Here is a 22,616-nt window from a genome sequence, read left to right on the forward strand (position 1 = left end):
TCCTGTTATCTTAAATAGTCATAAAATCACCAAGTGGTGAAAATAGGGAAAGAAGGAATTGCATATGGCAGACAATTTTGGAAATGATCCATTCGGAAACGGAATGGACGATTTATTTAATAGTCTATTAGGTGGTGGCATGGGTCAAAATAACCCTAATGCTCGTTACGTTGTTAACGGTCACGAACTGACACCTGAAGAAGTTGAAGCAATGAGAAAATCAGGTCAAATTCCTGGCCGTGGCGGTCAAAACGGTGGCGGCAACGCCAAGCAACAAAAGAAAGCTGAAAGCTACTTGGACAAAGTTGGTCGTAACCTAACTGATGAAGCTAAACAAGGTTTACTTGACCCAGTTATTGGACGTGACAAAGAAATTCAAGAAACAGCTGAAATTTTGAGTCGTCGTATCAAGAATAACCCGATCTTAGTAGGTGACGCTGGTGTTGGTAAAACTGCCATCGTTGAAGGTTTAGCTCAAAAGATCGTTAAGGGTGACGTTCCTGGTGCTATCAAAGACAAGCAGATTATCTCAATCGACTTATCTTCTCTTGAAGCTGGCACTCAATACCGTGGTGCATACGAAGAGAACATTCAAAAATTAATCAAAGAAGTTGAAGAACGTAAAAACGTTATCCTATTCTTTGATGAAATTCATCAAATTGTTGGTGCCGGTGCTTCAGGTGACGAATCTGGAAGCAAAGGTTTAGCCGACATGATCAAACCAGCTTTGAGTCGTGGTGAGATCTCAGTTATCGGTGCTACTACTCAAGACGAATACAGAAACACCATCATGAAAGACTCTGCTCTTGCACGTCGTTTCAATGATGTTACTGTTAACGCTCCAAGCAAAGCAACAACACTTGAAATCTTAAAGGGTATCAAGAAGGCTTACGAAGACCATCACCAAGTTACATTACCTGACGATGTTCTAAAAGCTGCTGTTGACTACTCTGTTCAATACATCCCTCAACGTTCATTACCTGACAAGGCAATTGACTTGATCGATATGACAGCTGCTCACTTAGCTGCAAAACACCCTGTTACTGACAAGGTTACCCTTGAAAGTGAATTAAAGGCTGCTAAGAAAGAAAAAGAGGATGCTGCTAAGGCTGAAAAGTATGAAGATGCTGCCAAAGCTAAGACTAAGATCGAAGACATCCAAAAGAAACTTAAGAGTGACGACACTAACACTGAACGTCCAGTTGCCAAAGTATCTGACATTGCTGCCTCAGTTGAACGATTAACTGGTATTCCAGTTTCACAAATGAGTGCTAACGATCTTGAAAGATTGAAAGGCATGGATACTAGACTTAAGGGTCGTGTTATTGGACAAGACCAAGCTGTTGACTTAGTTGTTAACGCTATTCGTAGAAATCGTGCTGGTTTTGACGAAGGTAACCGTCCAATTGGTTCATTCTTATTCGTTGGACCTACTGGTGTTGGTAAGACCGAATTAGTTAAGCAATTAGCTAAAGACATGTTCAACGATGAAAACTCAATCATCAGACTTGATATGTCAGAATACCAAGATGTAACTGCTGTATCTAAGTTAATTGGTACTTCAGCTGGTTACGTTGGTTACGGTGACAATGGTAATACCCTTACTGAACAAGTAAGAAGAAACCCATACTCAATCGTATTGCTTGATGAAATTGAAAAAGCTAACCCACAAGTAATCACCCTATTACTTCAAGTTATGGATGACGGTCGTTTGACTGATGGTCAAGGTAACGTGGTTGACTTTAAGAACACTGTTATCATTGCTACTTCAAATGCCGGATTCGGTAACGATTCAATGAGCAAGAACAACAAGAAGGATATGTCAATTATGGACCGTTTGGCTCCATACTTCAGACCTGAATTCTTGAACCGATTCAATGCAATCGTTGAATTCTCACATTTGACTAAGGAAGACTTAAGCAAGATTGTTGATCTTATGATCGGTAACTTAAACGACACCTTAGCTCAAAAAGACATGGAACTTTACGTAACTCCAGATGCTAAGAAATGGTTGATGGACCAAGGTTACGATGAAGCCATGGGTGCTCGTCCATTACGTCGAGTAATCGAACAACAATTAAGAGATAAGATTGCGATGTACTACTTGGATCACCAAGATGTTAAACATCTTAAGGCTGACCTTAGAAAAGACACCATCGAAATCACTAAGAACACTGACAAAACCAAATTTGCTAGTGGTGACTAATTAAATTAGTTTAATTATAAAAAAGACCCATCATCATTGATGGGTCTTTTTTTGTACGCTAATTTATTTCTTAAGATTTGCTGAAAGCCATATACAGTGCGGCTTTAGAGTGCTAGACTTTTCAATGTTGTGAAGAAGTATACTAATAAATAAATTAATTTCAAGGATCCAATAATATGAATAATAAAACTCCAAAACGTCGGTTTATTACCGGCTTCACCGGCTTACGGGCACTCGCCGTTATCTGTGTCATTTTGTATCATCTATCACCTAGCGTCTTTACGGGTGGATACCTAGGAGTACCGGTATTTTTGACGCTGTCAGGTTACCTTATCACTGATCATCTTATCAGTGAGTATCACGCCACGGATCACTTCCGTTACGGATTCTTTTGGCAAAAGCGACTTAAACGTCTCTACCCGACACTCATTACAATGTTATTTGCAACTGCTGCCTACATAACATTATTTCAACGCAATCTACTTGCGAATCTATGGCAGAGTGTCTTATCTAACCTAGCCTACGTATATAACTGGTGGGAAATTATGAATGGCCAATCGTACTTTCAGAATTTTGCAGGAAGTGCGTCTCCATTTACCCACCTTTGGACCCTTGCAATTGAAGGTCAATTTTACTTAATCTGGCCCTTGATTTCATACTTCTTACTTAAAAAATTTCACGGTAATAAACATCCGATCTTTTTCATGGCGATTGCACTTTCAGCCCTATCAGTGATCCTCATGGCTGTTTTATATCAACCAGGCAAGGATCCAAGTCGAGTTTACTATGGAACTGATACCCGTATGTTCTCAATCCTTTTTGGAGCTGCTTTAGCTGTCTTTTGGCCTAGCAACCAGAAAAAGGATGATGACCAACAAAAATCATTTTTACTGGACATCTTTGGTTTAGTCGGAATGGTTGGCATGGGTTGGATCATCTTTACGACTGGCTCACAATCACCATTCTTGTATCGTGGTGGAATGGCTTTGTTCTCAATCTTCACTGTGATGGCCATGCTAGCCATCGTTCACCCCAACAGCCACTGGAACCGCATTTTAACCAACAAGTTATTTGACTGGATTGGATCTCGGAGTTACGAAATCTATGTTTACCAGTTCCCTGTTTTTATCTTCTTTGCCGACAAATTCAAGGACGTGGCCGATCATCAATGGTTGTATGCCATTATTGAAATTGCGATCATCATTATCATTTCAGAATTGTCATATCGCTTCATTGAAGTGCCACTCGCTAAATATGATTACCACCATGTTGTCGACTTTTTCAAGACCCTCTTCCACATTGGCAAGATGAGTCTTGATGAGATTGAAAACTGGATCATTTCATGTTTCAAGCATCACCTGATCTTAAAGGTGGCCGCAATTATTGTCCTTGCCATCGGAACAGTTGGAATTTTCCAGTCCACCACGGTAAACCCCAAGGCGGCTAATCACACTCAACTAGCTAACCGGATCCAAAAGAATTCAAAATCACAGGATCAACACAACGAAAAACTAGCTAAAGAGATTAAATCAGGTAAGAAAACGAAAAACACCAAGGTTAATAAGAAACTCGAAAAGGACGGCTTAACTAAGCCCCAACTTCAAGAGGCCCAAAATCTTTCTGGGAGTGCCATTGGTGATTCCGTCATGTTGTCTGGTCGAGATAATTTACAAAAGATCTTCCCGAAACTTTACATTGATGCCGAAACTTCACGTCATCCTCAGGACGGCGTTGCCATCATGAAGAGTCTGGAACAACAAGGTCTGCTTGGTAAAAACGTCATCATCGGACTTGGAACCAACGGAGCCATTAATGACCAGACGATGAAGCAATACATGGAGATTGCTGGCAAGAATCGTCACGTCTTCTGGATTAACACGTACGTTCCAACTCAACCATGGCAAAATCAGGTCAACTCCTTCTTAAACAAAGCACAAAAGAAGTATAAGAACCTGTACGTCATTGACTGGTATGATTACGCTAAGAATCATCCCCAGTACCTCTATCAGGATCAGACGCATCCTAACGTACAAGGAACACCAAAGTATGCTTCGTTTATCGCTCAAAACGTTTTAAAACACGCCGAAAAATAATTTATAAACCAACCATTTTGGTTGGTTTATTTTTTTCAGAAAGAATAGACGTAACGCTGATTTTCTTATAAGATATAGCTATAACACTTGGAGGAGTCTTTTATCATCATTGAATTCATTAAAGAACACCGCATGGACATCCTAAAATATCTCGCGATTATCATTGCCGTCCTCTTCTTCTACATCCTTTTCATGGACTACTGGCCTGAGATTAAGATGATGTTTAATCCAGCTACCCGTGGTACTGCCATCCAGGAAATTCGTGATCATGGTGTAGTGGATGCCGTCCTCTTGATCTTCCTTTTATACATTCTGACACTGATTCCTGGCGCACCAGTGGCAGTAGTCGGGGTCATCTCCGGCATCTGTTTTGGCAAATGGTTTGGAATTATCATTAACATCATCGGCCTATCGGCTGGTAACCTTGGAACCGCTAAAATCGTTTCTTCATTTAAGGGAATGAGTAAAAAGTATAAGGACAATAAGTACGCCCAGCATTTTAAGAATCTCAGGCACCCCTTATTGGGTCTAATTATCGGATATTCAATTCCCATTATTCCCACCTACTTGGTGAGCTTTCAGGCTAATCAAGACAAGGAGCGTTTCACTAACAAGGACGTTAAGATCGCAACCGTTTTAGGAAGTGTACCAATCTCGGTTATATACTCTCTTGGTGGTGATACGATCCTTCAAGGAAGCTTCAAAAAGTTAATGATTCTATTGGCCATCATCGTTATTTTTGCCCTAATTGTGTACTTCATGGTCAAACGGCTTGTCACTGACAAACTCTAATTGAGGTATCCGTTTCCAATTGGTTGTAAAAATGGTAATATAGTAGAGTATAGTAACAATTTATTAATGGAGGTTTTCACCATGGCTAAGCATGACAAAAAAGATCAAATCAAAAACTTGCTTGACTTGGAATCTGACAATGGCCCAGTTTTAACAATTACTGTTCCTTTGGATCCTAAGGAAGACAATACTCGTAGAGATAACACCCAAATTAACAGTTTGGTTGACACTGCTAAGAAAGCATTTCAAAAGCAATACAAACCAGAACTTTGGAACGCCTACGATTTTCAAATTAAGAACTACTTAAAGACTTTACAACCTAAGTCAACGATTGCTAAGGGTATCATCATGTATGTAACTAACGATTCAATCGAAGTTGCACAATTGAACTATGCCCCACAAACCGCATTCTCATTCTCAGACAGATTGCAAATCTTACCAATCGTAAGACAATACCAATTTGTTCCTGATTTTGACATGTTGTTCTTACAACGTGACGATTTCAAGGTATTTCACGTTAACGACCTAAACGTCATTGATGATGATACTGACACTCCAGATCCATTCGATTCTGATAAGTCTGAGACTGAAACTCAGGACGATCCTAGAAAGAATGGCGCTAAGTGGGACACTCACGAATACTACGAACTTGTTGACAAATATGTTCAAAAGCATGTTTCAAACAAAGATCACAATCCATTAGTAGTTGTTGCAAACGCTGAAGATGAGGGTCGTTTCAACCGTGCTACTCATAACCCATACGTGGTTGAAGACAAACACGTTGAAATGGATGCTGCCGTTAAGAATGCCGGCGAAAACGTTCAAGAAGTTGCTCAAACCATCCACGATAACTTCGTTTCTGATGGTGAGAAGTCAATGAAGAACGTCTACGACAAAGCTGACGGTGCTAAGAAGACCACTGATGACTACGATCAAATCTTAAAGGCTGCTATCGACGACCGAATCGCTAACCTAATCATCCAACAAGATGCTTACGTTGAAAGCAAAGACAACGGTGAAGACGTTGAAGTCAACTCCGAAGGTTCACGTCCAGCTAACGAGTTAAACTCATTAGCATTGACTGTTCTTGGTCTTGATGGTGACGTTACCGTATTGCCTGCTAGCGATATGCCAACTGACAAGAAAGTTTCAGCTATCTTAAGATGGTAATTTTAAAAAAAGAGCTTGGCGAACAAGCTCTTTTTTTATGCGCAAATTTAATATATTTTTAGCGTATTTATATTAAGGGAATTTAAATATGTCAATAAATGATCAGTTAAATCAAGAATTACCTAAAGTTTTAATATTTACTAATTATGAAAATAGTAAAACAGAACAGATTAATGAGTATAAAAAGTTGCTTAAAAAAACACTTAATATAAAAGAAATAACAAAAATTAATCTTCATTTTTACAAATCAATAACCAATGAAAAAAACGCACTTAAATTATCAGTCTTTAATGTCCATAATCATTTAACTGACCGATTAGTTTTAACTTTGCCACAATTTAATTTATGTGTACCTGAAATGAAAAATATCAATAAACAAGCGGAAACTTTAATTAAAGAAGAAACTATCTACGGTTTAAAGGATAAGACAGGTTTAGAACGAATTTTGGGCCAAATTAATCAATATTTATTTAATAAAGATCTTCATCCTACCATTATTGATAAAGCAACTTATATTTGGTATTCCATAGTAAGCTACCAATTCTTTACGAATGGTAACAAAAGAACAGCAATGATAGCTGCTCTTACCTTCCTAAGTAATAATTATTACACATTTGATATACATGATGACATGACTCTCTATAAAATTTCCGTTGCAATTGCTAAAAAGGAAATGTCACAAGATGAATTAAAAGAATATATCAAATCCCATTGTTATTTAGACTTAGATTTAATGAAGTCTACTCTTAACGTTTGACAAAACTAAATTTATAAAATAACATATATCGAAAGTATAGATAGTGGTTTAAGAAAGGAGAAATTAACATGAATATAACCGATAAAGAACTGAATCAATTATTCGATAAATTAATGGATCCCAAAAACCGTAAAAGAATTAATGAAGAAGCTAATAAAAAAGTAACGGATAACCCTAAGGTAATAAAAGCACTTAAGATGCTTTCTAAAATATAATATTCATCATGCCAAAAAATTAAATATATCTATATTGATATTCTAAAAATTGATATTCTAAAAATGGAAATCTCATTTGAGGTTTTTTTTTAGAATAAATTAAAGAAAATAGATGGATATTAAAATAGTACCAACTATGGATGCAAATATAATTTCATCATATCGAACATCATTATAAGCATTATATTTATTTTCATCAGTCGTGTCATAAAATTTTATTACTGTATTACTATTTATATTTGGATATTCATTTTTCAACAATTCTTGATCTTCTTTTGAAAGATCACTAATTTTCATTTCATATAAATAGTCAACTTTATCAAAATGCCCAACATTTTCATTCTTTAATTCCCAACCATTGGGAATCTTTTTTATATTACCATCATATTGACTCAAAACTCTTTTAACATTATCAAAATCACTATCATCTACATCAGAATATTTTTTCCCGATATGAAAAATATCTATACTTCCTTCAGTGGGAAAAGTCAAATCATTCAATTCTGTTGGCAAAAACATAACCTGTGTGTGTGTTCTATATTCCCATCCTTTATTGTCTTTAAAAATATTTTCCATTTTATTACTTTCCTTCTTAAACTTCCTATACAATTAATTATATCTCCTTAAATAATATTAACCAAACAACAAAGGCCTTGAACTCACCGTTCAAGGCCTTTATTTTTACTTCTTTGCAAAGAAATCATTCGCAATATCCTGATAAGCATCAATCGTATCAAGATAACTCGATAGCGTCGTGTACTCGTTAATCTGATGCGACGTATTATTCTTGTCAGGTCCCAACAAGATCACAGCCATCTGGTCGTTTTCCTGAACGTAAACACTGGCATCGGTTGCACCGTTGTTCACGATCAGTTCAGAATCATGATTATGGTAATCTTTCTTAGTAACCTGATAAGCATCCTGCACAAAGGAATTGTTTTTATCGGTTTCAATTGGATAGAAATTGTGAATCAATTTGAATTCGAGATGATATGGTGTCTCATCGTTGATTTTATCAACGGCCGTTTGGATTAATTCAATCACGTTATCGTTGTTAAAGGACGGTGTGGGACGAACATTCCCCAGCAAGCTAGCGGATCCAGGGATGATGTTAACCTGTTCCCCACCGTTAATCACCGTGATACTATGCTGGACTTTACCAAGTACGGGATCAACGGGTAGATCATCAAATAGTCCTGGCTCGGCTTGAATGTATTTCACCAGACCAGTAATTGCGTTCAATCCTAGATCTGGAGTGGAACTGTGGGCTGGTTTCCCAGTACTCGTAATCTGGTAGTTCAAACTACCAGAATGAGCGTAGGTTACATCCCCGTCCGATGGTTCACCAACAATCATGGCGTCCACGTCGTCAATGTACTTTGGTTCGATCTTATAAGCGCCTGGGGCACCAAACTCTTCCCCTGATGTAGCAATCAAACGAATCTTGCCGTTCGGAATTTGACCCTTATCGGCCAACTCACACAACGCAATCACTTCAGAAGCAAGACCACTCTTCATGTCAGCAGCCCCACGGCCATAGATCTTGTCACCCACAATCTCACCCTTAAAGGGATCGTGTTTCCAATTTTCCGGATGAGCAACCGCCACCGTGTCTTGATGGCCTTCTAAAGCCAGCACCTGATCTGACTCACCAGTCCCAAGTTCCGCAATTAAGTTTGCGCGACCGTCGCCAAACGGAAAAATCTTACTGTCAATTCCATGCTTTTTCAATAGTTTTGACAAGTATTCTGAGATCTCAATTTCATTACCATTCACGGATTTAATCTGAATCAAATCCTGTAAAATTTTGATTTTCTCTGCTTTTTCCATCCTTAAACACCTTTCCTTAAATCATCATTTATTAACCTTGATCAGCGTGATTAGCGAACTTAGCCCAAACATCACCAACAACTTGAATAATGAGAACCATGATCACAACTAAGATCGTTGCGACCAAGGTCGTGTCATTAGCGAATCGGTTGTACCCATAAGAGATGGCCATGTTTCCAAGACCACCAGCCCCGATGGCACCGGCCATAGCGGTCAAGCCAACTAAACTAATCAATGTCACGGTTGAAACTCGGATCAACTCTGAACGAGCTTCACTGAGGTAAACGCCGAAGATTAAATCCCAGTTTGTGGCCCCCAGTGATTCCGCTGATTCAATGATGCCATGATCAACACTCTCAAGGGCAACCTGAACCTGTCGCGCGTAAAATGGAAAGACTCCGACTGACAATGGAACCAAAGCAGCGGTCGTTCCGATCTGAGTTCCAACGATCTTCTGGGTCACTGGCGCAATGAAGGCCAGTAAGATGATAAATGGAACGGCACGGAACAGTGATACGACTTTATCAATGATCCAGAACAGTGGATGACATGGCATAATTCCGTTATCCGCAAATATTACTAAACAAACTCCGAAAATAATTCCCGCAATTCCACCAAAAATTGCCGACCAAAACGTCATGTAAATTGTCTGATTAACGGCTGTGATCCAGCCTTCTTCACCATTTAATCCCTGTGACACCACATTAGGAAAATGAGTTGCAAACCAAGCTCCCATTATTCTGCCTCCTTCAATTCAGTGACCTTGATGTTTTGACCCTCAAGGTACTTCACCGCTGCTTCCTGATCCTCTTTACTACCGAGTAAATCAACGATCAACGTTCCAACTACCTGTTCACCTAGTTTTTCAATATTACTATAGATGATACTAGCGGAAATGTGGAACTTCTCATACAAACTAACGATGATGGGATCGGTAATGTCAGCCGACAGGTAGGTCAGCTGAATCAAGTTCCGTTTATTCACGTCAATGTTCATCGACTTTAGGATTTCCAGGGCGTTGAAACTGTTACCAACAATCTTTCTCGTGGTTGGATTCTTCGAATCAACGAAGATTTCAAGCAAATCACCAACGTCAACGACTTTCCCCTCACTCATGATGGCAACCTGTTGACAGATCCGCTTGATGGCTTCCATTTCATGGGTAATCAGGATGATCGTCAAACCATATTTCTCATTTAATTCTTTCAGCAAGTCCAAGATTTGATCGGTATTCTTAGGATCAAGTGCGGATGTCGCTTCATCCGAAATCAAAATCTTCGGATCATTGGCAAGTGCCCGAGCAATCGCAACTCGTTGCTGCTGCCCACCGGAGAGTTGAGATGGATAAGCCTTTAAATAGTCCCCTAATCCAACGATATCGAGCATTTTCTTGGCCTTGGCCTCTCGTTCTTTTTCCTTTAAACCACTGTGCTTCAGTCCGAACTCCACGTTTCGTTGGACGTTTTGTTCTTCCAGGAGGTTAAAGTGCTGGAAAATCATTCCAATCTGACGTCGTTCATCACGTAGGTCCTTGGTACTAATGGATGAAACGTGATCCCCCTCTTTTTTATAGAAGGTCTTTCCAAACACATCAACCTCACCATCGGTGGGTTTTTGTAACAGGTTAATGGTTCGAACTAACGTAGACTTTCCGGCACCAGAATATCCGGCAATCCCGAAGATCTCACCTTTGGGAATTCCAAGCGTTACATCTGAAACAGCGTGAATTACATTCTTTTTTTGTTTGAACGTAACTGAGACGTCCTTAAATTGAACAATATTATTACTCATTGGTTCCTCCTAAAATTTACGATTCCAAGCAGGAATTTCTGTGTTTCCATAGTACTTCTTAACTAACTGCTCAGTCTTCTTAGTCTGAAAGGCTTTAACGACGTCTTGGTAATTCTTGTTATTCTTTTGATCCTTGTTAGCGGCAATCAAGTTAACCCAAATCTTTGAGTCCTTATTAAGTGGCTCAACGTAAATACTTTGTTTCTCACTTAGGTGAGCCGGAGCAGCGTAAGTGTTGTTAACGATTGAACCGTCCACGCTGTTTAGGACTCGTGGAGTCTGGGAAGCATCCACTTCTTTGAACTTCAAATTCTTCGGATTCTTTTCAATGTCATTGAGTCCTAAGAAACCTTTCTTGTCCTTCAAAGTAATGAGGCCGGCATTCTTAAGGAGGTAAAGTGAACGACTTTCATTGGAAGTGTCATTTGGTAGAGCAATCGTTCCACCATTGGGAATGTCTTTTACATTCTTGTACTTATTTGAATAGAGTCGGATCGGTGCAATGTAAGTGTTACCAACCGATACGATGTTGGTATGATTCTGCTTGTTCCAGTTATCCAGGAAGGCGTAGTGCTGAAACGAGTTCAGATCAATTTCATGTTGGGTCAACGCCTTGTTGGGTTGGGTGTAATCGGTGAAGTGAGTAAACTGAATGGTCACACCGTATTTCTTCTTGGCGGTTTCAGCAACGGATTCCCAAATCTTGTCGTCCGCTTTCGATCCACTCATTAATCCAACCTTCACGGTCTTTTTACTTTGCTCAGAATGATGTGCAAAGCTAAACCATCCTAATCCAACAATGACAACAACGATGACAATTCCAATAATCCATTTCGTACTTCTTTTCATGATGTCCACTTCCTAATTTTATTTGGTTGCCTAATCCATTAAATTAAATAAAAAAAGCACCCGTCCCCTTTAATTAAAAAGGACGAATGCTTTCGTGTTACCACCTTAGTTTACGGTTGCTCTCACAAGCAACCGCCTCAAAGACTACTCTGGTCGACGTCTTAACCAGAAGAGCCTTGCGTTGATATCGGTAGCAACCCCGTCGCTGGTTCGAAAATCTTACCAGTAAATGTTGAAAAGTCCATATTCCCCGAATTCATCTCGTCTCTTCACACCAACCAGAGACTCTCTTAGAAAATTCAACGGGTACTCAGCTTTTCCATCTCGTTTATTTAATTTGTTGTAAGTATATTAATCCGCAGAAAAATATCTGTCAATACAAATCTTAATTATTTTTTAAAACTAGCTAGTGAACCCATTGGGTCCCAAGGTTCCAACATCTTTGGAGCCTGCTTTTGTTCTTCAAGCTGTTTGTCTGACATGTACTTCTTGTTGATGACCGTCTGGTAGACGAATTCGTTGAACCAGTCGTCACTCATGACGAAGTAACCCTTGTCGCCGACTTTTTCACCCCAACTATTTTCAACTTTCCATTTTGTTGGTTGGTCGTCAACTAGATCAACTCCAGTAATGACCATGGCATGAGTCATCATGCTTTCCTTGTAGTCCAAACGGGCACCCTTGCTCATCTTCAAGTCAGTGCTAAACAAGGCATCCTTGTGGTACAAGTGGGTATCCATGATTCCATTCTTACGATCGGAATCCTGAACAACATCACAACCGAACCAAACGGCTTCCCCATTCTTCAACTGTTTGATGGCCAGATCCTTCAATTCATCAATGGGGAGGTTCAAATGCTTTACCTGACGACCACCAACGACGTTTCCAAGCATTTCAATGGTGTAAGTTTCGTTGAATGGTTTGTCATCAGTTGGTGAGTTAATCAATGAAACGTAGTCCTCTAAATTGATGTTGACGTACTTATCAAAGAACTCTTTAGGAGTCAGATCCTTGTCCATGTGGTACTTGTTGTCAGTATCACGGTACTCGAAATCAAAGCGCTTGGTTGGACGGCCAAGTGAATATGCCAAGATGCGGTACACATCATTTAACATGTCACTCTTAGTTGATTCCAATTTTTCCTCTGCGGAACCATCCTTTACCATTTTACGCAAAACTTCCGCGTCGCGTCTTAGTTTCAGGTTCAAAGTCTGGTTCAATTCGTCGGAACGATTACTATTATAAGTCTCAACCATGGTAGAGCTTGGAACGACTCCATACTTCTCAATGATGGCGCACAACATGTCCCATTGACCACCGTCTTGTTGAGGAGTCTCCATTAAGAAATCAATCTTACGTGATCCAAGTGGTTGATCAGCTGTCTTGATGACGTTTTCTAAGAAGTAGTTTGACTTCTCAAACTTGTCCCAGAAGTTAACGTAGTTTTGTGACAACTCAAACTTAGGAGAAATCTTGTAGTTTTCAGCGATCTTGAAACGCATCGTGTTCAAAGCGGAGAACATCCAACATCTACCACTTTGCTTCTGATCAGCAACGTGTTGTTCGGGAACTTCCACGGAGAATACTCGTTTCATCTTTTCGTCGGCCTTGTAGTCGGCAGCACTGTTATTAATTCCGTTGTGTGAAACGGCACGTTCTAAGACAAGGCTGTCGTCTTTGTCTTCATAACTCTTTTCATACCATTCCAGGTCTTGCGGACTAATTGCTTTTTTATCCAAAATGATCACTCCTTAATATTTTTCTTGTTCGTATTGTATCACTTGTAACGCCATTACATTCACATTTCTCTATCTGAATTTAAGGAATGAAATTACGAAAGACATTAATTAAAAAAGGCATTAATCATGAATGAGCTTTCATTGCCCGTATCACAGAAACACAAACGCTTACATTAATTCAACCATTTTAAGGCTTTATTAAACTTCTTAATAAAAATATAAAAATTCATATTTACTTTTGTGAAACACGCGAGTATATTCGACAAAAAGCAAACATGGAGGTGTTTCATTTGAACCACAAGAAGATATTTTCAGTAGCATTCATCGGTGCGGCACTTGCACTGGTGCTTACTGGTTGTTCTTCTGGAAGTACTAAGTCTGGAAGTAAGGATCTTGCGATTAATTCCAAAGATATTATTTCCACCATGGATTCAAGTACCGTTACTGATACTATTGGAGCCCAAAATTTAGCCAACACCATGGAAGGATTATACAGATATAGCGGTCGAAAGATTGAACCCGGAATTGCTACCAAGATTGTGACCCCAACTAAAGGCGGAACTCAGTATAATTTCAATCTGAGAAACGCCAAATGGTCAAATGGAGACCCCGTAACCGCTTATGACTTCGTCTACTCATGGAGAAGAATCGTTGATCCCAAGACGGCTTCTCAATACTCCTACATTTTCCAGGGAGTTAAGAATGCTGACAAAATCACCAACGGCAAGGCGTCACCAAAAACCTTAGGTGTTAAAGCAATTGGTCCGCATAAGTTACAGGTTAACCTATCGCAACCAATTCCATACTTTAACTCCCTGTTAACCGGTGCGTCATATCTTCCACTGAACCAAAAGGTGGTTGAAAAAGCTGGAAGTAAATATGGATTAAACAGCAAAGAAATGGTATTTGACGGACCATTCAAGCTAGACAAATGGCAGGTTGGAAACACCGCTTGGACCGAAAGTAAGAATAATTCGTACTGGAACAAAGACAACGTCAAATTAAATAACATCAAATATTACGTTGTTAAAGATCCAAATACCGGACTCAACTTGTATGCCAGTCATGTGATTGACAGATACCAAGACTTATCGGGTGATTCTGCTAATCAATTGAAAAATAATAAAGACTTCTCAACTAATCCAACTTCAAGCACTTACTACATCGAAATGAACGAGAAGAAGGATCCGTTCTTTAAAAACACCAAGATTAGACAGGCTATTGGTCATTCCATCAATCGCCAGCTTCTCTCTAATCAAGTTTTAGGGAAGACGGCGACCCCGGATGCTAGTGTCGTTCCTTCCAAGATGACTTGGAACAAGCAGACCGGGACTGACTTTGAAAACGAACCTCAGAGTAAACAAGACGCTAGTTACAACAACTACAATCCTAAACTAGCTAAACAGCTCTGGACGGAAGGTCTAAAGGAAACTGGTCAAAAGAATCTTAATTTAACTCTTTTAAGTGATGACACAGACTCTGCACTTAAACAATCAGAATTCTTGCAGGCCGAACTACAGAAATTACCAGGATTGAAAGTGACCCTTGCTAACGTTCCATTCAAGAACCGTCTACAACGTTCAACGAGTGGTGATTTCGACATGGTTGTCTCCGCTTGGAACGCCGATTTCCCAGATCCAGTTACCTTCTTGAACCTCTTTGAAACTGGTGGCGCCATGAATGACGGTCACTGGTCTAACAAAGAATTTGATAACCAAATCAAGGAAGCTTCTGACAAAAATGCCGGGAACTATCAGGCTCGTTGGCAGAACCTCTTAAACGCCCAAACGATCTTAACCAAACAAGAGGGAGTCGTTCCGCTTTATCAATTAAACACTGCGGCACTTACAAGAAATGACGTTAAGAATTACAACATGTCACCAAATGGGAACTACGATCTCGCAGCTGCCTACAAGAAATAAAGAGAGGTAAATCAAAATGACAAAATACATCATTCGTCGAATTTTCTACCTAATCCTCACTTTATTCATTGTTGCTTCAGTGACATTTTTCCTGATGAAATTTTTACCCGGTACCCCTTACTCGAACCAGGCAAAACTCCAGCCAAGTCAAATTGCAATAATGAACCAAAAGTATGGATTAAATAAACCACTTTGGGATCAGTACCTAATCTACATGGGAAACTTACTCCACGGAAACTTAGGGACCTCATTTCAATTTAACAACCAACCAGTTACCCAGTTGATCGCTCATGACATTGGACCTTCAATGCAGATTGGTACCCAAGCCATGATCGTTGGTTCCGTTCTGGGAATTCTCCTAGGAGCCGTTGCCGCCATCAAGAAAAACACCTGGGTTGACTCAGGTGCCACTTTCATCTCAATTCTAGGAATCTCAATCCCAAGTTTCGTTTTAGCCGTTCTTCTTCAGTACTACTTCGGTTACAAACTGCAATGGTTCCCCGTAGCACTCTGGCAGAACTTCAGTTCCAGTATCCTACCGACGTTAGCACTTGCGGCCTTTCCACTCGCTAACGTGGCACGATTCATGCGAACTGAAATGGTTGATGTCTTAGACAGTGACTACATCGAACTAGCTAAAGCTAAGGGTGATTCGGAACGCAAAACGATTACGCATCACGCCCTGCGAAACTCGCTCATTCCAGTAATTACCATCGTTGGACCAATGGCCGTCTCAATCATGACCGGTTCCCTGGTAGTAGAAAACATCTTCTCAATCCCAGGAATCGGGAATCAGTTCGTTCAATCCATTTTGACCAACGATTACCCAACCATCATGGGACTTACAATCTTCTATTCATTCTTATTAGTTGTAATTATCTTAGTTGTCGATATTCTCTACGGAATCATCGATCCACGAATCAGACTAGGAAACGGAGGTAAAGAATAATGGCTGAAAACCTACCACCACTTGAGGATCAGTTCCAATTCGCTAGTGACGATCTTTCAAACTTGGACACTGAATCCGAATCAATTAACACCCCATCTTTAACGTACTTTCAAGACGTTAAACGAAGATTAATCAGAAACAAGGTTGCCATGACTTCTTTAATTCTTTTAGTAATTATTGCCCTAGTCGCAATCTTCGCGCCAATCTTGTCACCACACGATCCAAACGCTCAAAACGTTTTGTACGCTAACTTGCCACCAAAATGGGGTTCACTGAACATCCCTGGTTTAAACGGAATTCATGAAGCCGGCGGTCACATGGTTAATGCTTATCAAGCAGAACACGTTCCAAAGGGTACCTACTACATCATGGGGACCGACTACCTTGGTCGAGACCTCTTCTCAAGAATTCTGTATGGAACTCGTTTATCACTGTTCATCGCCGTGGTTGCTACGGCCGTTGACCTACTAGTCGGCGTTCCTTACGGATTAATCTCTGGTTGGGTCGGCGGTGCCGTTGACACCTTCATGCAGAGAATCGTTGAAATTCTTTCATCAATTCCTAACCTGATCGTGGTTGTCCTACTACTATTAATCCTAAAACCAGGTATTACTTCAATCATCATCGCCATTGCCTTTACCGGATGGATTACCATGTCACGACTAGTCCGAGCCCAGACCTTTAAACTAAAGGAATCGGAGTACGTCCTAGCCGCTCGGACCCTTGGTGAATCACCATTCAAGATTGCAATGAAGCACCTAATTCCCAACCTAAGTTCAACCATTATCATTCAAACGATGTTCACTATTCCATCGGCCATCTTCTTTGAAGCTTTCCTAAGCTTCATCGGAATTGGAATTCCAGCACCAAATGCATCACTTGGTACCCTTCTAAATGATGGTCAGAAGGCGTTCCATTTCTTGCCATATCAAATGTGGGTTCCAGCAATCGTACTGTCAGTAATTATGATTACGACTAACCTACTTGGTGATGGGCTAAGGGATGCGTTCGATCCAAAATCTAAGTAAAGGAGACAAATAAGATGGCTCAAAAAGTATTAGACGTTAAAGACCTGTCAATTGATTTTGATACCCTAAACGGAACCGTCAAGGCCATTCGAGATGTTAGCTTTCACCTTGATAAGGGAGAAACCTTAGCACTCGTTGGTGAATCTGGTTCAGGTAAGTCAATCACCGTGAGAACTATTATGCGTCTCCTAGCTGATAACGAAACCATCACCAACGGTACCATTGATTTTGAAGGCAAAGATATTTTAAAAGAATCTAAGAAAGAAATGGACAAGATCCGTGGCGGCAAGATCGCCATGATTTCCCAGGACCCCATGACTTCACTTGATCCCACTATGAACATTGGAAACCAGGTAGCTGAACCACTCCGAGTTCATGAGGGAATGTCAAAACATAAAGCTTTAGAACAAGCCGCCGAAGTCCTCGAAGAAGTTGGAATCCCTAACGCCCGAGAACGAATGCGCGACTACCCTCACCAATTTTCTGGTGGGCAACGGCAACGGATCGTGATTGCGATGGCTATCATTGACAATCCTGATGTTTTAATTGCTGACGAACCAACGACGGCCCTGGATGTTACCGTGCAGGCCCAAATCATTAAGTTGTTAAAGGATTTAAAGGACAAAATTGGAACTTCGATCATCTTCATTACCCATGATTTAGGGGTAGTTGCCAACATTGCTGACCGAGTTGCCGTAATGTACGCTGGCAAGATTGTGGAGTATGGAACCGTCGATGACATTTTCTACAATCCACAACACCCGTACACCTGGGGACTTCTGGATTCCATGCCGACCCTTTCCATGAACAGTGATCGACTTAACACCATTCCAGGGACTCCACCGAACCTGATCAATCCTCCTAAGGGCGACGCTTTCTACGCTCGAAACAAGTACGCCTTAAAGATCGATCACGAAAAGCAACCACCCTTCTTCAAGGTGAGTGACACGCATTACGCTGCCACCTGGCTGTTAGACAAGCGAGCTCCAAAGGTAACTCCACCTGAATCCATTCAAAAGCGTCAGGCTGAATTTAAGAAACGAGGTGAAGCCGACCATGACTAAAAAAGATCCCATTGTTTCAGTTAAACATTTAAAACAATACTTCAACGTTGGAAAGCCCGACGAAGTGAAAGCCGTTGATGACATCTCATTTGATATCTATCCTGGCGAAACCCTAGGACTTGTTGGTGAATCTGGGTCCGGTAAAAGTACGACGGGCCGTGATATCATTCGTTTATACGATCCCACTGAGGGCGAAATCGACTTTGAAGGCAAAAACATTTCGAAGTTAAAGCGTAAACAGATGAAGGACTTTCGGAGTCAGATGCAGATGATTTTTCAGGATCCCTATGCTTCACTGAATCCCAGAATGAAGGTTGAAGACATCATCGCTGAAGGACTCGACATTAATCATCTGGTTAAAAACTCTGATGAACGAGACAAACGGGTTCACGAACTCCTTCACTTGGTTAACTTGAATGAAGAACATGCCAGTCGTTATCCCTACGAGTTCTCTGGTGGTCAACGACAACGAATCGGGATTGCTAGAGCCCTTGCCGTTAAACCGAAATTCATCATTGCCGATGAACCCATTTCCGCCCTAGATGTTTCCGTCCAAGCTCAGGTGGTAAACCTGATGCAGGACATCCAGGAAAAGGAAGGACTGACCTACCTGTTCATTGCCCATGATCTTTCAATGGTAAAGTACATCAGTGATCGAATTGCCGTAATGTACAATGGCAAGATCGTTGAAATGGCAGACACGGACGAGTTGTACAACCATCCACTTCACAAGTACACTCAGAGCTTACTGTCAGCGGTCCCTGTCCCTGACCCAAACTCAGAGAAACAGCACAAGATCATCAAGTTTGATCACAGTAAACCTTTCAAAGATGATCAGTATCTTCAAGAGGTTACCCCTGGTCACTGGTTGTATTGCAGTGATGAGGAAGCTAAACAGTATAAATAACCGTTAAAAATCGTCCGATTGGAAGTAAATCCAGTCGGACGATTTTTTGTTTCTTTAGATTCATTGTTAAATTGCGGATAAGAAAAGGAAATGATATTATTGAAGTGAATAAATACATTTATCACAAGATGGAGGCTTTTTTAATGAATAATGATAACGAAAAATTCTGTGTCAAGTGTGGGAAAAAAATCCCCAAAGAGACAAAGTTCTGCCAGTACTGTGGTGCGGAACAACCCACTTCCACATCCAACAGTAGTGATTCTCAGCAAGTAGTACATAATCAAGAATCATCTTCTAAACAAGGTAATAATTCAACGGCAAGCACCCTTTTATTAGTATTCGGTTGGATATCGGCGGTACTCTCTTTACTATTTATCCCCGTGGTTTTCGGAATTATTGGCATTGTCCTCGGATTCTTTGAACGTAAATACCACAAAAATGCCGGAAATATCCTAATCATTGTTTCAATCGTTCTAATGATCGTTGGAATTGTGTTCGGAATGATTATGGGATCTCAAGCATTCGAGGGATGATAACTAATGGATAATACTAAGTTTTGTGTCAAATGTGGGAAGAAAATTGGAAAGGACGTGAAGTTCTGTCCGTATTGTGGAGCGGAGCAACCAAGTTCTAATAATGAAGTAAAATCGAATCATCAAAATCAGCCAAATAATTACAACCAAAATAAAGGTCATTCAACTACAAGTGTTATCATTACGAGTCTTGTATTGATAGTGCTCTTATTAGCTGGAATTTCATTTGGTGGATATAAATATTATGAGTCACGTGGATCAACTTCTCCAAATGAGATAATGAAATGGGCTTATACTAATAGCAAAACAGATATTCTATCGATGATTGTAATGGTTGGAAATGATTACGAAGATTACGCAAAAGAATTTTATTCTAAAAAGGATGCTGAAAACTTTGCCGCAGATAAAATTATGGATCAAAAAAACATGGTTCTCATGAAAAACAAATATACCAATCGATATTTGTTTAATTATAATGGGCATAAAGTATATATGCTAAGAATGTATGATAAGCTTTCTAACAAATACATTGAAACTGTGTTTGCACCTAAGCAGCCCTTTTCAAATAAAAGAACATTTTCAAAAGTATTAATTTATCCAAAAGAAATGAATGGAATTGATAAAGCCGCCGAAAGCGGTACGATTTATACTCCAAAATATTACATGGAACATTTCAAAAAATAATCATACAAAAACACCCTTCAAACTGAAGGGTGTTTTTAACATGCTTTAATTCAACTTTTTCAAATAGCTAACGTCTGGTCCACCAAACCGATTTCCTTCATCCACAGAACTAAATAACATGAAAATGAAAACGATGATGCTTCCAATAAATGGAATGATTGAGAGCCACCAAAATCCAGCAGAATAATTAATGTCATGAAATCTACGACATGTCGCAGTGATATTCGCAATTCCAGAAGCAACCCCAAAAACTAGGAGCATAAGTCTAAGTACTATTGTAATAGCGTATCCGGCAGAAGAATCCATGCTACCAAATATAGCAATCAAAGCATAAAGAATCACTCCAATTAAACACGTATCTAAATACGACCACCAATATGAAGCTCGGCTCATTCTTCCTGAAATATGAAATATATTACCGAAATAATCTTGAAACGAAGTAATCATATTTGGTGATGAATATTCTGAGCGAATATCACCATTTTCATTATCGTTATCAGGACGATAAGTCTGTTGCTCATTATTATTCTGATTCTCATAATTAGCTTGGCCACTATCAGTAGCTCCAGCCATCTCAGGTTGAGCTTGACCGCAATAAGGGCAGAACTTTACGTCCACTTTCAGCAACTTGCCACAATTGGGACAATGTTTTGTTTCATCCATGAAAAAACCTCCATAATATGTATTAAATAGATGTTAATATAACATCTATTATTATTTTACACTATTTACCATGTCAAAATAGGCAAAAATGAACATTTTTGAACTATCTCCGTCAATTTGAGTTTGAATTACCAAGTTGAAGGCTCCGTCACAATGATTTTTCTTCACAATCGATCTGATTTTCTCAAATGCGTGGTGTTGAAATTCATCCAAGCTTTGATCATCGTCAGGAACGTAATGTCCACTTAAAGCCATGGACTCATTCGCCTTAAATTCGTATCCATCCGGAATCGTACCAGCCGAAACAGGAATAACAATCTCAGGTTGATCATCAACTTGCTTTTTACTTGGTTCAACGTCAACCGTAGTTGTCGCCTCTTCCTTATTCATTTCTTCGAGTTCGTCAATGCTAGGTTGTTTGTATCCACACTTGGTACAGAATTTTACGTTCACGGGAATTTCAGCTCCACAATTGGGACAAAATCTTGTTTTTAATGCCATTTTCTTTCCCCTTCTCGTATGTATTAAAAGAACTCCGACAAAATGTCAGAGTTCCCGTTAATTATTTAATTAAAAACCATTCCACCATCAATCAACAACGATTGGCCAGTCATGTAGTCTGAGTCAGGTCCTGCCAAGTATGATACGCAGCCTGCCACGTCTTCAGGTTTTGAAAGACGCTTTAAGGCAATGTCCTTAGCGAACTGTTCCATTCCCCATTCAAATGGTTTACCTGCTTCATCAGCCACGTTTTGAGCAATGTCATTCATCATTGGCGTCACAACGATTCCAGGGCAGTAGGCGTTAACGGTAATGCCATCGTCTGCCAATTCCTTGGCAGTTGTTTCGGTAATTCCTCTAATGGCGAATTTCGTTGAACCATAAACCGTCAAGTTTTCATTTCCAGTCATCCCAGCTTGTGAAGATGCATTAATGATCTTACCACTGTGTCCTAATTCTTTGAACTTCTTGGCAGCAGCTTGGATGCCCCAGATGGTTCCACCAACGTTAATCTTTTCAGCTTGTTCCAAGACTTCTGGAGTAACAGTTTGAATTGGTGTGGTTGGTGCAATTCCGGCATTGTTGACAATGACGTTGAAGTCACCAAAATGTTTAGCAGCTTTTTCTACTGCAGCAAAGACCTCATCCCGATTAGCAACGTCCGCCTTAATCGCAATGGCATCTCCGTTGTCACTTTGAATCTCCTTAGCAATTTCTTCCACTTTATCCAAGTGACGACCAACGAGTGCCACGGAAAAGCCGTCCTTACTTAAACGTTTAGCAATGGCAGCGCCGATTCCTTGCCCAGCACCCGTAACTAGAGCTACTTTTTTGTCCATCATTCATTCTCCTTACTTATTACTGATAATATAAGTTAATTTTATCACAGCAGCAGCTAACTTGACCACAAAAAAATGAGAAGC

Annotated in this window: 22 protein-coding genes and 1 other annotated feature; of the genes, 13 read left to right on the plus strand and 9 right to left on the minus strand. The window is 40.0% G+C overall.

Going from position 1 to position 22,616, the window contains the following annotated elements; translation table 11 throughout:
* Nucleotides 1-64: 64 nt before the first annotated feature.
* The 6 genes from AC6UD2_RS01530 to AC6UD2_RS01555 all read left to right on the plus strand — a co-directional run bounded on the left by AC6UD2_RS01530 (nucleotide 65) and on the right by AC6UD2_RS01555 (nucleotide 7,233).
* Nucleotides 65-2,206 (plus strand): ATP-dependent Clp protease ATP-binding subunit, encoded by a 2,142-nt coding sequence (locus AC6UD2_RS01530; RefSeq protein WP_039143281.1) that lies wholly within the window; start codon nucleotides 65-67, stop codon nucleotides 2,204-2,206.
* 176 nt (nucleotides 2,207-2,382) lie between these two features.
* Nucleotides 2,383-4,299 carry an acyltransferase family protein gene (locus tag AC6UD2_RS01535; protein WP_500697792.1) on the plus strand — a complete coding sequence of 639 codons (1,917 nt, stop codon included), beginning with the start codon at nucleotides 2,383-2,385 and terminating at the stop codon, nucleotides 4,297-4,299.
* 132 nt (nucleotides 4,300-4,431) lie between these two features.
* A complete protein-coding gene (locus AC6UD2_RS01540) occupies nucleotides 4,432-5,091 on the plus strand; it encodes a TVP38/TMEM64 family protein (protein ID WP_500697793.1) in 660 nt (219 codons plus the stop codon).
* An 81-nt stretch (nucleotides 5,092-5,172) separates the two neighbouring features.
* Complete coding sequence (locus AC6UD2_RS01545; protein ID WP_039143288.1) at nucleotides 5,173-6,261, plus strand: baeRF3 domain-containing protein; 1,089 nt, start codon at nucleotides 5,173-5,175, stop codon at nucleotides 6,259-6,261.
* An 88-nt stretch (nucleotides 6,262-6,349) separates the two neighbouring features.
* The gene (locus tag AC6UD2_RS01550) at nucleotides 6,350-7,018 is read left to right on the plus strand and encodes a type II toxin-antitoxin system death-on-curing family toxin (protein WP_500697794.1); all 669 of its coding nucleotides are present in this window, start codon (nucleotides 6,350-6,352) and stop codon (nucleotides 7,016-7,018) included.
* A gap of 68 nt (nucleotides 7,019-7,086) precedes the next feature.
* Nucleotides 7,087-7,233, plus strand: coding sequence for a hypothetical protein (locus tag AC6UD2_RS01555; protein ID WP_500695421.1), 147 nt, complete (start codon nucleotides 7,087-7,089; stop codon nucleotides 7,231-7,233).
* A 99-nt stretch (nucleotides 7,234-7,332) separates the two neighbouring features.
* On the opposite strand, the gene AC6UD2_RS01560 is transcribed toward AC6UD2_RS01555, so the two are convergent.
* The 6 genes from AC6UD2_RS01560 to AC6UD2_RS01585 all read right to left on the minus strand — a co-directional run bounded on the left by AC6UD2_RS01560 (nucleotide 7,333) and on the right by AC6UD2_RS01585 (nucleotide 13,442).
* A complete protein-coding gene (locus tag AC6UD2_RS01560) occupies nucleotides 7,333-7,809 on the minus strand; it encodes a hypothetical protein (protein ID WP_500697795.1) in 477 nt (158 codons plus the stop codon).
* Between the two features lie 105 nt (nucleotides 7,810-7,914).
* Complete coding sequence (locus AC6UD2_RS01565; protein ID WP_500697796.1) at nucleotides 7,915-9,063, minus strand: ArgE/DapE family deacylase; 1,149 nt, start codon at nucleotides 9,061-9,063, stop codon at nucleotides 7,915-7,917.
* 31 nt (nucleotides 9,064-9,094) lie between these two features.
* A complete protein-coding gene (locus tag AC6UD2_RS01570) occupies nucleotides 9,095-9,799 on the minus strand; it encodes a methionine ABC transporter permease (protein ID WP_010022396.1) in 705 nt (234 codons plus the stop codon).
* Nucleotides 9,799-10,854 carry a methionine ABC transporter ATP-binding protein gene (locus AC6UD2_RS01575; protein ID WP_500697797.1) on the minus strand — a complete coding sequence of 352 codons (1,056 nt, stop codon included), beginning with the start codon at nucleotides 10,852-10,854 and terminating at the stop codon, nucleotides 9,799-9,801. Before AC6UD2_RS01575 ends, AC6UD2_RS01570 begins: the two co-directional genes overlap by 1 nt.
* A gap of 9 nt (nucleotides 10,855-10,863) precedes the next feature.
* The gene (locus AC6UD2_RS01580) at nucleotides 10,864-11,703 is read right to left on the minus strand and encodes a MetQ/NlpA family ABC transporter substrate-binding protein (RefSeq protein ID WP_082619296.1); all 840 of its coding nucleotides are present in this window, start codon (nucleotides 11,701-11,703) and stop codon (nucleotides 10,864-10,866) included.
* A 75-nt stretch (nucleotides 11,704-11,778) separates the two neighbouring features.
* Nucleotides 11,779-12,035: a binding site (T-box leader), on the minus strand.
* Between the two features lie 57 nt (nucleotides 12,036-12,092).
* Nucleotides 12,093-13,442: a C1 family peptidase gene (locus tag AC6UD2_RS01585; RefSeq protein ID WP_500697798.1), complete on the minus strand. Its 1,350-nt coding sequence runs from the start codon at nucleotides 13,440-13,442 to the stop codon at nucleotides 12,093-12,095.
* Between the two features lie 281 nt (nucleotides 13,443-13,723).
* Between AC6UD2_RS01585 and AC6UD2_RS01590 the strand changes: the two genes are divergently transcribed.
* From AC6UD2_RS01590 to AC6UD2_RS01620, 7 genes are all read left to right on the plus strand, one after another.
* Complete coding sequence (locus AC6UD2_RS01590; RefSeq protein WP_500697929.1) at nucleotides 13,724-15,364, plus strand: peptide ABC transporter substrate-binding protein; 1,641 nt, start codon at nucleotides 13,724-13,726, stop codon at nucleotides 15,362-15,364.
* Between the two features lie 16 nt (nucleotides 15,365-15,380).
* On the plus strand, nucleotides 15,381-16,313 hold the full coding sequence (gene opp3b, locus AC6UD2_RS01595; protein ID WP_010022390.1) for an oligopeptide ABC transporter permease: 933 nt from the start codon (nucleotides 15,381-15,383) through the stop codon (nucleotides 16,311-16,313).
* Nucleotides 16,313-17,341 carry an ABC transporter permease gene (locus tag AC6UD2_RS01600; RefSeq protein WP_010022388.1) on the plus strand — a complete coding sequence of 343 codons (1,029 nt, stop codon included), beginning with the start codon at nucleotides 16,313-16,315 and terminating at the stop codon, nucleotides 17,339-17,341. Before opp3b ends, AC6UD2_RS01600 begins: the two co-directional genes overlap by 1 nt.
* Nucleotides 17,342-17,355: 14 nt before the next feature.
* Nucleotides 17,356-18,405 carry an ABC transporter ATP-binding protein gene (locus tag AC6UD2_RS01605; RefSeq protein WP_010022387.1) on the plus strand — a complete coding sequence of 350 codons (1,050 nt, stop codon included), beginning with the start codon at nucleotides 17,356-17,358 and terminating at the stop codon, nucleotides 18,403-18,405.
* Nucleotides 18,398-19,312, plus strand: a complete 915-nt coding sequence (locus AC6UD2_RS01610; RefSeq protein WP_500697799.1) for an ABC transporter ATP-binding protein — start codon at nucleotides 18,398-18,400, stop codon at nucleotides 19,310-19,312. The genes AC6UD2_RS01605 and AC6UD2_RS01610 overlap by 8 nt, the downstream gene beginning before the upstream one ends.
* Before the next feature lie 143 nt (nucleotides 19,313-19,455).
* Entirely contained in the window at nucleotides 19,456-19,845 is a 390-nt protein-coding gene (locus AC6UD2_RS01615) for a zinc-ribbon domain-containing protein (protein ID WP_500697800.1), read from the plus strand.
* 6 nt (nucleotides 19,846-19,851) lie between these two features.
* Nucleotides 19,852-20,529, plus strand: a complete 678-nt coding sequence (locus AC6UD2_RS01620; protein WP_500697801.1) for a zinc-ribbon domain-containing protein — start codon at nucleotides 19,852-19,854, stop codon at nucleotides 20,527-20,529.
* A 45-nt stretch (nucleotides 20,530-20,574) separates the two neighbouring features.
* Here the strand turns inward: AC6UD2_RS01620 and AC6UD2_RS01625 are convergent, their stop codons facing one another.
* The 3 genes from AC6UD2_RS01625 to AC6UD2_RS01635 form a co-directional block, all read right to left on the minus strand.
* A complete protein-coding gene (locus tag AC6UD2_RS01625; RefSeq protein ID WP_500697802.1) occupies nucleotides 20,575-21,192 on the minus strand; it encodes a DUF805 domain-containing protein in 618 nt (205 codons plus the stop codon).
* A 51-nt stretch (nucleotides 21,193-21,243) separates the two neighbouring features.
* Nucleotides 21,244-21,693, minus strand: a complete 450-nt coding sequence (locus tag AC6UD2_RS01630) for a zinc-ribbon domain-containing protein (RefSeq protein WP_500697803.1) — start codon at nucleotides 21,691-21,693, stop codon at nucleotides 21,244-21,246.
* 65 nt (nucleotides 21,694-21,758) lie between these two features.
* On the minus strand, nucleotides 21,759-22,532 hold the full coding sequence (locus tag AC6UD2_RS01635; protein ID WP_010022377.1) for a (S)-acetoin forming diacetyl reductase: 774 nt from the start codon (nucleotides 22,530-22,532) through the stop codon (nucleotides 21,759-21,761).
* Between the last annotated feature and the right edge of the window lie 84 nt (nucleotides 22,533-22,616).

Source organism: Fructilactobacillus sp. X2R5C2 (genome assembly GCF_059901375.1).

Bases quoted from the DNA above. Each gene is read 5' to 3' on its own strand.
- AC6UD2_RS01530 (WP_039143281.1), top strand. From the start codon at position 65: ATGGCAGACAATTTTGGAAATGATCCATTCGGAAACGGAATGGACGAT.
- AC6UD2_RS01610 (WP_500697799.1), top strand. From the start codon at position 18,398: ATGACTAAAAAAGATCCCATTGTTTCAGTTAAACATTTAAAACAATAC.
- AC6UD2_RS01630 (WP_500697803.1), bottom strand. From the start codon at position 21,693: ATGGCATTAAAAACAAGATTTTGTCCCAATTGTGGAGCTGAAATTCCC.
- AC6UD2_RS01575 (WP_500697797.1), bottom strand. From the start codon at position 10,854: ATGAGTAATAATATTGTTCAATTTAAGGACGTCTCAGTTACGTTCAAA.
- AC6UD2_RS01550 (WP_500697794.1), top strand. From the start codon at position 6,350: ATGTCAATAAATGATCAGTTAAATCAAGAATTACCTAAAGTTTTAATA.
- opp3b (WP_010022390.1), top strand. From the start codon at position 15,381: ATGACAAAATACATCATTCGTCGAATTTTCTACCTAATCCTCACTTTA.
- AC6UD2_RS01635 (WP_010022377.1), bottom strand. From the start codon at position 22,532: ATGGACAAAAAAGTAGCTCTAGTTACGGGTGCTGGGCAAGGAATCGGC.
- AC6UD2_RS01565 (WP_500697796.1), bottom strand. From the start codon at position 9,063: ATGGAAAAAGCAGAGAAAATCAAAATTTTACAGGATTTGATTCAGATT.
- AC6UD2_RS01625 (WP_500697802.1), bottom strand. From the start codon at position 21,192: ATGGATGAAACAAAACATTGTCCCAATTGTGGCAAGTTGCTGAAAGTG.
- AC6UD2_RS01615 (WP_500697800.1), top strand. From the start codon at position 19,456: ATGAATAATGATAACGAAAAATTCTGTGTCAAGTGTGGGAAAAAAATC.
- AC6UD2_RS01545 (WP_039143288.1), top strand. From the start codon at position 5,173: ATGGCTAAGCATGACAAAAAAGATCAAATCAAAAACTTGCTTGACTTG.
- AC6UD2_RS01620 (WP_500697801.1), top strand. From the start codon at position 19,852: ATGGATAATACTAAGTTTTGTGTCAAATGTGGGAAGAAAATTGGAAAG.
- AC6UD2_RS01605 (WP_010022387.1), top strand. From the start codon at position 17,356: ATGGCTCAAAAAGTATTAGACGTTAAAGACCTGTCAATTGATTTTGAT.
- AC6UD2_RS01555 (WP_500695421.1), top strand. From the start codon at position 7,087: ATGAATATAACCGATAAAGAACTGAATCAATTATTCGATAAATTAATG.
- AC6UD2_RS01580 (WP_082619296.1), bottom strand. From the start codon at position 11,703: ATGAAAAGAAGTACGAAATGGATTATTGGAATTGTCATCGTTGTTGTC.
- AC6UD2_RS01600 (WP_010022388.1), top strand. From the start codon at position 16,313: ATGGCTGAAAACCTACCACCACTTGAGGATCAGTTCCAATTCGCTAGT.
- AC6UD2_RS01540 (WP_500697793.1), top strand. From the start codon at position 4,432: ATGGACATCCTAAAATATCTCGCGATTATCATTGCCGTCCTCTTCTTC.
- AC6UD2_RS01560 (WP_500697795.1), bottom strand. From the start codon at position 7,809: ATGGAAAATATTTTTAAAGACAATAAAGGATGGGAATATAGAACACAC.
- AC6UD2_RS01535 (WP_500697792.1), top strand. From the start codon at position 2,383: ATGAATAATAAAACTCCAAAACGTCGGTTTATTACCGGCTTCACCGGC.
- AC6UD2_RS01570 (WP_010022396.1), bottom strand. From the start codon at position 9,799: ATGGGAGCTTGGTTTGCAACTCATTTTCCTAATGTGGTGTCACAGGGA.